At 32.1% G+C, this 13,575-nt stretch carries 15 protein-coding genes and 1 pseudogene; 5 read left to right on the top strand and 11 right to left on the bottom strand.

Features of this window, described 5'->3' with window-relative positions; all coding sequences use genetic code 11:
* Positions 1 to 121: 121 nt before the first annotated feature.
* From LB100_RS04225 to dnaG, 8 genes are all read right to left on the bottom strand, one after another.
* Positions 122 to 523: a cytochrome c-type biogenesis protein gene (locus LB100_RS04225; RefSeq protein ID WP_456201535.1), complete on the bottom strand. Its 402-nt coding sequence runs from the start codon at positions 521 to 523 to the stop codon at positions 122 to 124.
* Entirely contained in the window at positions 507 to 1,520 is a 1,014-nt protein-coding gene (locus tag LB100_RS04220; RefSeq protein ID WP_264337198.1) for a hypothetical protein, read from the bottom strand. The genes LB100_RS04225 and LB100_RS04220 overlap by 17 nt, the downstream gene beginning before the upstream one ends.
* A 6-nt stretch (positions 1,521 to 1,526) precedes the next feature.
* A complete protein-coding gene (locus LB100_RS04215) occupies positions 1,527 to 1,874 on the bottom strand; it encodes a ferredoxin family 2Fe-2S iron-sulfur cluster binding protein (RefSeq protein WP_456201534.1) in 348 nt (115 codons plus the stop codon).
* 237 nt (positions 1,875 to 2,111) lie between these two features.
* Positions 2,112 to 2,252 carry a TomO hydrophobic C-terminal domain-containing protein gene (locus LB100_RS04210; RefSeq protein WP_456201533.1) on the bottom strand — a complete coding sequence of 47 codons (141 nt, stop codon included), beginning with the start codon at positions 2,250 to 2,252 and terminating at the stop codon, positions 2,112 to 2,114.
* A gap of 47 nt (positions 2,253 to 2,299) precedes the next feature.
* On the bottom strand, positions 2,300 to 3,673 hold the full coding sequence (locus LB100_RS04205; RefSeq protein WP_456201532.1) for an ankryin: 1,374 nt from the start codon (positions 3,671 to 3,673) through the stop codon (positions 2,300 to 2,302).
* Entirely contained in the window at positions 3,625 to 3,861 is a 237-nt protein-coding gene (locus LB100_RS04200) for a DnaJ domain-containing protein (protein ID WP_456201531.1), read from the bottom strand. Before LB100_RS04200 ends, LB100_RS04205 begins: the two co-directional genes overlap by 49 nt.
* A 266-nt stretch (positions 3,862 to 4,127) precedes the next feature.
* Complete coding sequence (locus LB100_RS04195) at positions 4,128 to 5,426, bottom strand: Na+/H+ antiporter NhaC family protein (RefSeq protein WP_456201530.1); 1,299 nt, start codon at positions 5,424 to 5,426, stop codon at positions 4,128 to 4,130.
* A gap of 98 nt (positions 5,427 to 5,524) precedes the next feature.
* A complete protein-coding gene (gene dnaG / locus LB100_RS04190; RefSeq protein ID WP_456201529.1) occupies positions 5,525 to 7,258 on the bottom strand; it encodes a DNA primase in 1,734 nt (577 codons plus the stop codon).
* 145 nt (positions 7,259 to 7,403) lie between these two features.
* Here dnaG and ubiG point away from each other — a divergent pair, with 145 nt between their 5' ends.
* The 3 genes from ubiG (at position 7,404) to tsaB (ending at position 10,413) form a co-directional block, all read left to right on the top strand.
* Positions 7,404 to 8,570, top strand: a complete 1,167-nt coding sequence (gene ubiG / locus LB100_RS04185; RefSeq protein WP_456201528.1) for a bifunctional 2-polyprenyl-6-hydroxyphenol methylase/3-demethylubiquinol 3-O-methyltransferase UbiG — start codon at positions 7,404 to 7,406, stop codon at positions 8,568 to 8,570.
* Between the two features lie 107 nt (positions 8,571 to 8,677).
* Positions 8,678 to 9,808, top strand: a complete 1,131-nt coding sequence (locus LB100_RS04180) for a cation:dicarboxylate symporter family transporter (RefSeq protein ID WP_456201527.1) — start codon at positions 8,678 to 8,680, stop codon at positions 9,806 to 9,808.
* Entirely contained in the window at positions 9,808 to 10,413 is a 606-nt protein-coding gene (gene tsaB / locus LB100_RS04175; RefSeq protein ID WP_456201526.1) for a tRNA (adenosine(37)-N6)-threonylcarbamoyltransferase complex dimerization subunit type 1 TsaB, read from the top strand. Before LB100_RS04180 ends, tsaB begins: the two co-directional genes overlap by 1 nt.
* Here tsaB and LB100_RS04170 read toward each other — a convergent pair.
* Positions 10,383 to 10,967, bottom strand: coding sequence for an AAA family ATPase (locus tag LB100_RS04170; RefSeq protein ID WP_179945638.1), 585 nt, complete (start codon positions 10,965 to 10,967; stop codon positions 10,383 to 10,385). The two genes, tsaB and LB100_RS04170, sit on opposite strands and share 31 nt — an antisense overlap.
* 235 nt (positions 10,968 to 11,202) lie before the next feature.
* On the opposite strand from LB100_RS04170, the gene LB100_RS04165 reads away from it, so the two are divergent.
* Positions 11,203 to 11,913: a class II aldolase/adducin family protein gene (locus LB100_RS04165; RefSeq protein WP_456201525.1), complete on the top strand. Its 711-nt coding sequence runs from the start codon at positions 11,203 to 11,205 to the stop codon at positions 11,911 to 11,913.
* 168 nt (positions 11,914 to 12,081) lie between these two features.
* Here the strand turns inward: LB100_RS04165 and LB100_RS04160 are convergent, their stop codons facing one another.
* Positions 12,082 to 12,729 carry a heme exporter protein CcmB gene (locus tag LB100_RS04160; RefSeq protein ID WP_456201524.1) on the bottom strand — a complete coding sequence of 216 codons (648 nt, stop codon included), beginning with the start codon at positions 12,727 to 12,729 and terminating at the stop codon, positions 12,082 to 12,084.
* Positions 12,730 to 12,837: 108 nt separating this feature from the next.
* On the opposite strand from LB100_RS04160, the gene LB100_RS04155 reads away from it, so the two are divergent.
* Positions 12,838 to 13,221, top strand: a complete 384-nt coding sequence (locus LB100_RS04155; RefSeq protein ID WP_143689614.1) for a TraR/DksA family transcriptional regulator — start codon at positions 12,838 to 12,840, stop codon at positions 13,219 to 13,221.
* Here LB100_RS04155 and LB100_RS04150 read toward each other — a convergent pair.
* Positions 13,211 to 13,546, bottom strand: a pseudogene (locus LB100_RS04150) (IS5-like element ISWpi1 family transposase); the annotation flags it as partial. The gene LB100_RS04155 and the pseudogene LB100_RS04150 overlap by 11 nt on opposite strands.
* Between the last annotated feature and the right edge of the window lie 29 nt (positions 13,547 to 13,575).

The raw sequence follows: 13,575 nt of genomic DNA, 5'->3' as shown, positions 1-13,575 counted from the left end.
ATAAGCAAGTAGAGTGCGTGGTTATTTGGATGGAAGATTTAACCTTACAATCTTTGATCTAAACTCAAATGTTCGTATAGTAGCTACTTGCATTTGTTATAAACTCACTTTTACTCTATAGTTATCTTTTTACTACCTTATCTATTTTCTGAACTGATTTTCGTATTAGAAAACATCCAATAAGAAAAATTATAAGAGGAATAAACCATAAAATATAGGTACTAGATTTTACAGGTGGTACAATGATAATTGAATCTCCATAAGAATTTTTTAACTCTGAAATTATTTGCTCGTTAGTATATCCATCACTGATCTTCTTGCGAATTTCCTTGCGCATACCATATGCAACTTGAGACTCAGATTCGGATAATAATTCACCAGAGCATACAGGACACTTTATTATTGTAAATAAGTTACTTGCTCGCTCTTCCATGCTTTCATCTCTTAGTTTATCATCCAAAGTAAAAGCATTTATGCTTAAATGAAATATCAATGTAAAAAGTAAGCTAATTACTATTCTCATTTTTGGTGAATTGAGTGATAAAATCAGTAGTGGATAATTTTCCAATAAAGCCTGAACCTACATTATTGTCGTACTTTATTGAAAATTGAATGTCGTTATTAGTGATTTTTTCTGATAAGGAAGATATTGATTTTTCCAATTTATCTGCAGTCTTTGAATCATTAGTCACAAACGAAATTAATTCTTTATAATTTGATATGGCTACATTAATTTTATCTTCAAATGAAGATGTAACTAAATTGTAATTACTTACTCCACCATTCGCAGCAATAGAAAAGTTATTACTCTCAATCAAAAATTTTTCTATGTTGAAATTAATCTTAGAAGCTGAAATATGGTTTACAAATTCATAATCTAATTTAGCGTCGACACTAAGGTAATTTTCAGGACTTGCAGTATTTTTATAACGGTAAGTATAAAAATCAAATTCTAGTTTAGTATTTTCATTCAGTTCTTTATCAAAGTGAAATTGAATGTAATTACTTTTATCATTCACTTCAGTTATAACACTTTGCTGATTTTCTAAAATATCACATTTTAATCCATAATCTTCGTAACGAAATGTATCTATATAGTCTATTACAGTGCTATTTCTGTTGAATTTTAATGAAGATAGTAAATCATTTAGTTTAACAACAGAGTGGCTACTCACGTGTGTGTGACACTTTATATTCTTTTTCTCATCACTACGGACAGCAATGTTGACTTCATTGCTTGGTATATAGATATATACTGACTTATCAAATAATCTGTTTTTTATCACTAAAGCTTCAGATGAAACAGTTAATTGCTCATTAGAAAATTTTGGATTCGTTACACGAAAAACTAGGTTAAAAGGAAATCCGCTAAAATCATGTGAAATATCAACTTTTTCGTCATTAATGTAATCAGTTAAAAGACTTTTTACCTTAAATGCAGAAAAATACCAAAAACCACCATACGCTAGAGGAATAAACAAAGGTAAGAAGATGAGAATATAGATAAAAATTTTACGCATTATCCTTTATTTATCTAATGATATATTTCTTGTACCTCTGGGCACGGTTACGCACAAACCGTCAATATCTTTTGTGATTTTTATTTGGCATCCAAGCCTCGATGTCTCTGTTAAACCGAAAGCTAGATCCAGCATGTCATTTTCCTCATCAGATATAGGATTATGTGTTTCTACAACATCATAAAATTTTGGATCAACAATCACATGGCATGTAGAACAAGCAAGAGAACCTTCACATGCACCTTCAAGCAGATCTGGATCACTTCTATGGGCTAAATTAAGAAGAGTTTCTCCCTCTGCAGCTTCATAACTTTTCTTACTTCCATCAGGTAAAATAAAAGTAACGGATGTCATACTATTAAAATCTCTACTAATTTCTCTATATTCTACAAATAATAACTAATATTTGCAAACTCTTTGCAATTCTATCGCCTATCTCTTGTCATCTATATTCCTATCAAGAAAGTAAGATAGATACCACCAGCATCTCATAGAGTTGCAAGTATAGAATTTTCTTAGTTTTAGATTTTACTAAATATATTACTGAATTAACATTATTAAACTTGATCTGCCATTTCTTCTGATCTTAAGTTATAATTTTACTAATGCCATTTGATTAATTGCAACTTCAGCATTGCTATCTTTAAGTAAATTTGCGGGACTACTATAATGATATGTGATTGCAGCAACAACAAGACAACAAACTCCAATTCCTATCCCTACCGCTAACATTCCTGAGTAGACTGCAATAGCTACTCCTAAAGCAACTCCTACTACTGCTAACTAGAAGCAACTATGATAGAAGTATTACGACACTTAATACGAAGCTCATTTAGTTTATCTAATGCAGGAGTACCATCTTTATATTTTAACTCTCTTATATTTTCACATTTGTTAAGCAACTTCCAAGCATAACTTAACCTTGACGCTTGACCATAAAACCCCTTCTCAACATATTCAACCAAGAGATCAAACGGAGTTTCACCTTGGTCATTTTTAACATAAAATCTCGCACCTGCACTCACAAGTGATTCAACTTTGCAAAGCATTGATTTATCGAAGTGCAAGTTTCTTAAAGCATGATGCAGAGCTGTATCCCCACTTTCATCCCGATAGTCAATTTTATTTTTATGTAAAAAGCAACCAAAAATCTCTTTATTGCAATTTCTTGTAACGATATTTTTTAAAGTAATACTTGAAATTTTTATGTTATTTTCAACTAGGAGATCTAGAGCTTTTTTATGGTTATATTTAACGATAGTATCTACTAGTTTATTCAATACAGGAGTACCTTCTAGCTTCTTCAGCTCATCGGTTTTACAACAACTAAGCATCACCGAAAGATTATTTAATCTTTCTACTGCTTTTTTCTCACGCAAAAAGTATTTAGCATAATTGACCAATAGATCAAATGGAGTTTTACCTTTTTTATTTTTAACATCAAGCCTTGCACCTTTACTAAGAAGTGACTTGACAAAACCTTGGTATTTCGATTCATCCAAATCCAACCTTTTTAATGTATGATGTAAAGCTGTATTTCCTTCTTTATCTTGATAGTTGATATCTAATTTATCTAAGTACTTATTAAAAAAATAATCCAAAAACTTTTCAGATCGGTATTCATAAGCATAGCTTAAGATATCATTTTGTGATATTTCTATCCTTCCTTCAAAGAGCTCGAAAATTTCCACACGATCGTACATAATAGCAATTTGCACTACAGATGTAATGTCACCAGCAGCAATTGTAACTTTCTTTATTATATCAGAACACTTTTCATACTCATTTGACTGGATATTTTTCAACAATTCCAGAATAGTGCTTAGATATTTGAGTTCGGTTGATTTTTCAGTCTCTTTGGCTTTGCCCATCCCGTTTATTTGTTGGCTACTCTTGATTAGCCTTTCTAATCGCTCTTCGCTTAATTTCTTACGTTTCAAATAATACATATCATATATTTTGGTAGAAATTTGATTTTTTTTCATTTCTTGTTCGAGTTTACTTAACTTATAAATCCATTCTGCCCACGACCACTCCTGTTGACTAAAATCCTCTCCCATATCGTACTGGTTTCTGCTTGCTTTATCAGATAACACGTTGTATGCTACTGATATTTGCTTGAATTTTCCCAATTTCTCTTTAAGCTCAGCCATTTGACCTTCTTCCGACTGTGATAGTAGCTCTCGTCCTTCTTTTTTTTCTCTAACCTATCTAACTCTTGCGCTTCCTTATGCAATAATTTATCTGGATGAAGCTTACGTGCCAATTTGTGATATGCTTTTTTTATCTCATCGTGAGTAGCATCTCTTTTTACTCCTAATATTTCATAATAATCAGGCATTTGTTTCTCCACTATTTTTATACATTTTTGATTATACCACTAATACCACATCTTTATGAAAGCACGGTACTGACATATAAACATTTTAGCAAATATTGTAATAATTGTCAATTTATTAACAAATTGAGTGAAAATTTGTAGAAAAATGAGTTGTGAAAATGAAGGTTTAGAATTATTCCAACAACAGATTAATTTATATATTAATATTGCTCAACTTTACAGCATAATCAGTTAGCATAATTTCCACAAAGCTACAGAAGAGTTGTTTATGGTAATTGAGGAGCTACAACCGCATGACGTCTGCCATTAATCACTATTTCACTTATTGCAACTGCTGCAAAAACAAAACAATAATATACTTTTGTTAGTACGATGATAGGTGACAGAGAGGCAATGCTGCTTGCTAGTAATACGTGAGAACCATAAGGTAAGATACTTTTTGTGATAGAAGTAAATATCTCTAATAAGTACGCACTACGGTGTGGTGCAATGTTATATCTTTGTGCAAGTCTTTTCGCAATATTACTAGTTAATAAAATAGCAACAACATTGCTGGAAACTAAAATAGTAAACATAGATGATATTCCTGCAATCATAAGTTCAGCTTGACTTCTTGTGAGATTCACCTCATCGGTGAATTTATCTATCTTTTTCTGACTATATTCGTACATTAAGTGGCTTAATCCACTACTGAAAAGAATAAATATCATTACCTCATTCATCTTATTAAAACCCCTACATATATCATGAGAATAATCAATAATAGAATAATCAAAAAAAGCTATTCCTAATATTCCAGCAACAACCATATTAACAGCTAATGTTACCAGTGTGTTTATTTCAAATAAACCCATAATTATTAAAGATATATAAGGGATAATTTTGACTATGGATAAATAATTCAGACTTGAGATAGAAACAACTTCTGTACTATTTGAAATTATTACTAGATAAATAAGTATTATAAGACCTGTAACAGATCCTGTCTTGAAAGTGAGTTTTATTTTATCCTTTACTGAAGCTCCTTGTGAAGAAGTAGCAGCAATAGTAGTGTCAGATATCATTGAAAGGTTGCTGCCAAACATAGACCCACCTATCACAGCTCCAACGCCCACCGCACAATCAAAAGCTCCATTTTGTGCTAGATTCACAGCTATTGGTGTTATAAGTGCAATAACTCCGATTGATGTGCCTATTGCACTTGCAATAAACGCAGAAATTAAAAACATTCCAGGAAGTAATAATTGTGCTGGAAGAAAGCAAATAGTTAAGCTAGCAATAACATTTATACTACCAAGCGATTGAGTAACAGTAGAAAATGCCCCAGCAAGGAGAAAAATCAAACACACGGTAAGAGTAGTTTTATTCCCCATACCTTTTATAAGAGTATCAACGCTATGCTGAATTTTGTTTTTATTGAATAGAATAGCAAAAAATAATGCTGGTAATAAGCAAACTAACGGTGAAATTTGATGAAGAGGATTACCAAGTCTGATAAAAGAAAAATAAATACCACTTCCAAGGTATAAGGCTAGAAAGATAATAAGAGGAAGAAATGAAAACACTTATCGTAGTTGAACAAACCAGAAATATACTAGAATAAGCTATTTTAAGCAAATACTAATACAGTGTTTTTCTAATAATTTTGAACATCTTAAGCCATCTACTTTTGAATAAATTCCATTTGCATTTCTTGTATACTATCCTCTATTTGCTTTATTTGTTCTATTAGCCTTTCCTCTAAGTCAAAATTACCGCCCAGCCTTGCTTTAATTTTTTCTTCTTGTAATACATTTAATTCTTTCCGTAATACTATGTTATTCCAGACAGTTTCTGCCGATCTCTTCTCACTTAATTGACTATTTAGTACGCTAGTTTTTTCAAATATAAACTTTATAACACTAGACTCCTGTAGCAGAATTTCTTTATTAAAGTTGCTCTCACTAGTTACCATATTAATTACGCACTGTTGTAATTTTTTCATCTCATTAGTAAATTCGAAATGAGAAAATTGCTCAAAAAATATAGGACGGTTCAAAATTTCAGGAAATTCTACGGCTATACGCAAAATTATGGCCTGATTTTGCTCTGCTTCAATTAGCTCTGGAGATTTATTGTAAAGATACTCACCTTTTGTTGCTTTGCTATTAAAAATCAGCTTTTTAAAGTTTCTTCTTAATTCACTGACCTTATTGTAAAAATAATCTCTATAATACCTTCTAATACTGCTGTTACCGATAGCATTGACATATTTCATGAACTTGTGCTCAAGAATTGAATATTTTTCCGGAGCAAATTTTTCATAATTTTGCAAATTGCTACCAATCATGTGATGCCATAAATATTCAGAGTGCAGTTCTGTTGAGCGGTTAAAAGCGGATAGTACATCTTCCGTCTTATATTCTAGTTCATTGCATATATCGTATGGGTCCTTGTTGCTTGGCAAAGTCACGAACTTCAATGTGTATCCAGGCTCCAGTATCGGCAGAACAAGTTCTGCAATTCGAATAGCAGCATGACATCCAGGACTATCGCCATCCATACAGATAGAAATTTCTTTAGCAAGTTTCCAAAGATTTTTTATCTGCTCTGCAGAAATTGCGGTACCAAGCGGAGCAACTGTATTGCTAATTCCCGCTTGATGTAGTGCTATTACATCCATATATCCTTCAACAACAAATAGATGCTGTTTTTTGCGTATTTCACTCAAAGCAAAGTTTAATCCATATAAATTTTCTCTTTTCTTAAAGAGCTGACTCTCTGGGCTGTTTAGATACTTCGGCTGTTGCTCAGAGTTCAGCGCACGTCCGCCAAAACCAATAACTTTGCCCGTGATGTTGTGTATAGGAAATATCAGCCGATCATAGAAATAATCACGAAAATTCTTATTTATTAACCCAACATCGATCAAAATCTCGTCTTTAATACCAGAGGAGTTCAAATATTCCTTCAAGCCAGAACTTGGTGCATAACCTATCTTAAATTTATCTATGATTTTGAGTGAGATCTTGCGCTGCCTTAAATAAGCCATAACACCTCGATTTTTCTGCGCGAACCAACTTGCAGCTAAATTCAGTGCTGAAAACAGTTTGTCATTTTCTTTAGCAAAGCTGAGGTTTTTGGGTAACTCAACACCTGCAACAGATGCCAATTTTTCCAACGCTTCCTTAAAACTTAAGCCCTCAGTTTGTGAAATAAATTCAAACGCATCACCATGAGCTGAGCAACCGAAACAGTAATATAAGCCCTTAACATTGCTGACCGAAAAAGATGGAGTTTTTTCGTTATGAAATGGGCAGAGTCCAACAAAACTATCTCCTCTTTTTATTAACCTAACTTTTTTTCCTACTATGTCGGACAACAATAATTTTGACTTTATAATATCTATATGATCCATTTTACCGAATGAGTAGTGGTAGGATAAAAATTATATAGAATTTATGCATATCTGACTCGAAATTTATTCAGAAAGATCAGGAGAGCTTGACAAAAAGCTCAAAATAAATTACCCATATAAATACCCTTAAGTTGCAATTTCTTATATGTCAGATGTGATATCAGTTGCTTCAGACCACGCAGGTTATGAACTAAAATCAGAAATAAAGACTTACTTGGAAACTTTAGATTATACAGTGATAGACCGTGGCTGCACTGCTGAACAAAAGAGTGTAGACTACCCTGACTATGCTGCTGAAGTTGTAGAAGATATAACAAACAAAAAAGCAAATTATGGAATATTAATTTGCGGTACAGGTTTGGGCATGAGTACTGTGGCAAATCGTTTTGAAGGAATCTACGCTGCTTTATGTAATAGTGTTGAGATCGCAAAATTAGCTCGCGAGCATGGCAACGCGAATATACTTTGTCTTGGTGCAGGGTTTACTGCGAGTGGATTAGCAAAAGACATAGTCAAACAATTCCTCGAAACAGAATTTTCAAAAGAAAGTAGACATAAAGAACGCCTTGATAAACTTAGCAATATTAGCAAGAAAAAAACCACAAAAACTTATAATGAAGATGAAATATCAAAATTCTCTAAAATAGCAGGTGAATGGTGGGATGAGAATGGCAAGTTCAAGCCATTGCACATGATGAATCCTGTGAGAGTATCATACATCGTTGAGAAAATAAAAGAATTAAAAAAATGCGATTTAAAAGAACTATCATTGCTCGATGTTGGTTGTGGTGGTGGCATTTTGTCAGAGTCAATGGCGCGTATTGGTATTAGCGTTGCAGGAATAGATGTATGTGAGGAAAACATAAAAGTGGCACAGTTGCATGCGAAGAAAGTAGGGTTAAATATAGAATACACACACACTAGCATTGAAGAGCTAAGCAATGACAAGAAGTATGACGTGGTTTTGTTGATGGAAGTGGTTGAACATGTCGATAATTTAGAGTTTTTCATGAAAAAAGCAATAGAGCTGTTGAAGCCAGAAGGGCTAATTTTTATATCGACGATAAATAGAACTATTAAATCCTTCTGTCTTGCAATAGTCGGCGCAGAGTACATATTAAACTGGCTGCCAAAAGGCACACATAATTGGAATAAATTTCTCAAGCCATCAGAAATTGCAAATCATCTAAGAGAGAACAATGTAACACTACAAGATATGACTGGTATGGAATATAATGTAATAAAGCGTGAATGGAACTTGACCAAAGGTGTGGATGTTAATTATATACTTTGTGGAAACGTTGTAATTTGAAATCTCATTCAAGTACTAGAAGGTAATGCAAATATTCTAGGCAGTTTTACTTTACTTAGCAGCTAATTTATCATATGTATTTCCATAGGGTATCGCTATATTAGAATATGTTACAATTACTAACCTTACTTGCTGTTATCACTTCGGTTGTATTCTTTGGTCATCTAGTTCCAATGGAAGTGAAAACCTTCTTGTATTCAATAAGCCTTAGTATAAAAGAGATCTTACTATTTATAATGCCTTTTATTGTTTTTGCATTAATCTTTAGTAGTGTTAACAATCTTAAGCAGTCGGCTATAAAGTTTATATTGTTACTTATTATAACGATTTTCTTGTCGAATCTAGCTTCAAGTTTAATAGCTTATTCTGTTGGGCATTTCATCACACAAAACACTTATTCAATACAAGATATAACATATGAAGAAACAATTGTTCCTTTATGGTCATTTAGGATACCTGCATTGCTTTCTAATTTTTATGCCCTTGCTTGTGGATTTGTGTTAAGCATATTAGTGTCCACAATATTACCAAAAAAAAGCAAAGAGCTCTCGAACAAAATGTTAGATTTAACTCTCTTTATTTTGAAGACATTTTTGACGCCAATTATTCCAATGTTTGTACTTGGTCTTGCTTTAAAAATGGAACATGATCAGGTTTTACCCATAATATTTAAGGATTACTCAATAATTTTTATTATTATATCATCTGCAACCTACCTTTATGTTTTTCTCTTATATGGAGCAGCAAATTCGTTCAAGATCACAAGCTGGATAGCTAGTATAGGTAATATGATACCAGCATTTATTACTGCAATGAGCACAATGTCTAGTAATATAGCTATGCCGCTTACTCTTGAAGGAAGCAAAAAAAATGTAAAGCAGCATGATATAGCATCGTCTGTTGTGCCAATAACCGCTAGCTTTCATTTAGTAGGTGATTGCTTTTTTATTATAATACTATCAATGATAATGACTTTTGGTGGTGCATTGTCTGCAACAGACTATGTGACTTTCCTTCTCTACTTTCTGTTATTTAAATTTGCTATTGTTGCAGTTCCAGCGGGAGGGATTATAGTAATGTTGCCCGTTCTTGAGAAGTATCTTAAATTCTCCCCAGAGATGCTTTCATTAATTACAGCATTGTATATAGTGTTTGACCCAATAATAACTTCAGCAAATGTTATGGGTAACGGTGCGTTCACTATGATGTTTACAAAGCTCTATGATAAGCTTAAGTGATGTCCATTCTAGCAATTAATACTGTAGGTGCTGGTAGTTCAATAGCAGTAATTGATTACGATGGTAATTGTTTTGTAGAACGCAATTCTGCAAACAATAGTCATGCAGAATCATTTTTTCAAATACTGAATACTTTGTTTGGTAAGCATAATTACAGCTACGATAAAATAGACCATTTAGCAGTGATAGTTGGACCAGGAAGTTTTACTGGAATCAGAGTTGGTATATCAACTGCACAAGGTATAAATCTTGCTACAAATAAGCCGTTATATGGGGTTAGTGCGCTGGAAGCTCAAGCATATGCAATATCGCTACTTTGTGCAAATAGCAAAAAAAATATTAAAGCTATAATCGAAGATGATCAAAAGTTTTATACGCAGTTGTTTGATTTCAATTTGTTACCGCTATCAAATCCTGCTGTAGTAAGTGAACTCCAGCCTGAAACGCACTGCATTACATATATGGATTGCAGTTTACCAAAGTTGGATGCTAGCCATGCAGGGCTATTAGTCCGTTATAGACTAAAAAATAAACAAAAATTAAATGGAGTTGAGGCTCTATATTTAAATGAGCCTCAGTATATGAAATCGTTGCCTGTTGCGTAAACACTATTAATTCGGCCAAGTTTGTACATATGACTTACTATTTCTTCTGCTACTTCTTTTATACTCATATTTGAATTTTCTACCTCTATAGCATTTTGTGGTACAAATAAATCTTCCTCCCTAAATTTAATACTATTTATATTAGTAACCTTCCTATTTTTTCTTTGCTTTTTTGATATAGTACGCTCTTGTAATATCAATGGATTGCACCTAAGTACTATAGGGAGGATTTTTGTGCTCATTTTTTTACTAAGTTCTACTACTGAGTTATATATTCTTATGTTGTAATCATTATTTTTAATTAATTCATCAACAAATATATAATTTTTTGAGTCAATAGGATAGGCTTCTATTGCCTGAAACATAACATGTGTAGTGTTATATATTCTATCTCGAGCTTCTTTGGAAGTTTGATTATATTCAAGTCCACTTACAATTACTGCATTTATCATACTAGATAATACTATTGCTGTAGAAAGTTTACCACTTCCTGGAAGACCAGTGATATATATGAAAAATTTTGTTAGCTGTTTTTTTATGTCAATATTTACCATATTATTTTTAATATTAAAACCTACACTTATAATAACATAAAAACGAGGCTTTAAAACATATGAAATATTACATAAAAAGTCGTTTTTATAGTTAAAATACTATTTAATCTAGAAATGTAACCTCTAATCACCTAAGGCAAATAAAAGTGCTTAGTATTTTAATGTAGGTTCACCTTTTAGTTTGTAATAAACTTTTTTTCACGTATAAATCTTTAGAAAATTTTAGTCAAGAGCTATGTTATTAACAAATAGTGAGTTGAAAAGAGACCTAGTTAACACCTATCAAATTTTATCTTATCTTAAATTAGATGATCATACGTATACTCATCTCTCTGTACGTTCTGAAGATAAAAAGTCATTTTATGTTTATCCGTTTGGTATACGTTTTTATGAAGTAGATGAAAGTTCATTGATGAAAGTATCGTTTGATGGGAATATAATTGAAGGCAAAGAATATCAATATAATAAAACTGGCTATGTAATCCATGGCTTCATTTATCAAGCAAGGAAAGATATTCAAGCAATTTTTCATCTACATACACCTTCTATTGTAGCAGTTTCTTCTCTCAAGGATGGATTACTCCCAATAAGTCAGTGGGCGCTGCACTTTTATAATAAGGTATCTTACCATGATTATAATTCCCTGGCACTTGATGATACAGAAGGAAAAAGATTAATAGCTGATTTGAAAGAAAATTTTGTAATGTTAATGCGCAATCATGGATCTATAACATGTAGTCAGACTATACAAGAAGCAATGTTTTATACGTATCACTTAGAGCAAGCTTGTAAAACTCAATGCCTGACGCTAGCAATGAATAGGGAGTTGTCAATTCCAAGTGAAGAAATTTGCTCAAAAGCCGTAAAGGATCTTCTGTCTTTCGAAAGCAATCTTGGTGAGAGAGACTGGCACGCATGGGTTAGGTTGATTAAAGGTAAGTTATAAAAGTTTCTGACTCTTCGATAGATATTAGATTTCTTGCATAACCAGCCAGTCTGAAATCCAATAATGGTTTCATACGCTGTAATTCATGTAAGAAGTCTAATGTCTCCATCTCTACTTAAGTTAACACCCTTAACTAAGCAGATACAAGTAAATAACTAGTAAGTTTTTTCAATCCTGCTCCACAGCAAATTTTAATGCTATGTGAGTAGTTATAGTGCTGTTAACAATTAAAATGACAAAAATTAAGATGGTGATTAGTAGTGTATAAATATTCAAGGATAAATTTTCAAATTGAGTTAGCAATTTGAAATATACAAAAGTTGGCATTATCATTGGCAAAACAAGAATTTGCGACACTCCTGATGCTAAGTTATTTCGACCAATCATTAATGCATTTCCAGTAGCTGAAATATTAATGATTATCAGCGTATTAAATAATAAAGACACTCCAACTGCTATTGAATGTTCAATATTATTGCCTAGAATTGCAAAGCTGAACATGAAAGAAATCACTGAAATCGGTAACCCAAATAACAACCAGTGAGCGAAGATTTTATAAGCAACTATCAGCCTAGAAGAGAGTGGCTGTACAAAGATTTGCTCTAATATTCCATCATGATAATCAGATGTAAATAAATTATTTGTAGAGATCTGCAAAACAAATGTAGCACATATCCATATTAATGTTAATATGACTTCTTGTTTACTGTTGTTTTCAAGTGTATATGAAGATAAACTTAACATTATAATAAAAATACATACTATATAAGTAAGATTATTATTATTTATTACTAATTTTTTTACCGAACTAATCATACCAGGATTTTAAATGTTTATTATAAATTATAGTGTTTACTTTGAGGGTAGTATAATTTTTTGTGTTTACAAGTTATATAAGTTTTAATATATTTTATTGATAATGCTATGGAAAAATTAATAAAAATAAAGTTACCAGAAGATTACGTTCCTTCAGAAAATGAAGAATATATGAACGTAAAACAACTGGAATACTTTAGCTTAAAGTTACAATCAATACTCTCTGAACTGGAGAAACAAGATCTAGAAGATAGTAGTATTTATTCTGATAGAGATAGTGAAAATGGAGAATTAATTAAGCGCCGAAAAGATAGAAAAGAAAAAATTAAGGAGGCGTTGGAAAAAATAAAATTAGGCATTTATGGTTACTGCGATGGAACGGGAGAAGAAATAGGAGTCGAAAGACTTAAAGCTAATCCGCTTGCTATGTATTGTATTGAAGAACAAGAGAGAATAGAAAAAGAAAAGAACGTTTATAACATTAATGATTAGAACTTGTCCGGGAATTCAAGCATATTTCTCTCCTTAACATAACTCTACTCATAGCCAGATATATGAAATTTTCAGTGAGTAAATCTTATTCTTTCGATAGTCTTCTATTCCTAAAGCAAAAGTCCTTTCTACAACCCACCTTCTTGGCTGTACTTTAAACCCCTCATTGGTAGTAGCTAAGGCGGTGTGTCTTTGTTGACTTAGAACCTACATGAAGGCCTTTTGACAATCTCAATATCCATACCATATTCTTCCTTTATATGATTTTTTAAATTTTCTCCTTGGTATCCCATCACATTTTTTTAACTATAGTATATTTCTTTCTTACTTTCCTGTATAATACTCTGGAATAGC

This window comes from Wolbachia endosymbiont of Protocalliphora sialia (assembly GCF_053891855.1).
Note: the sequence above shows the minus strand (reverse complement) of the source record. Positions and strands in the feature narration are given on the sequence as shown.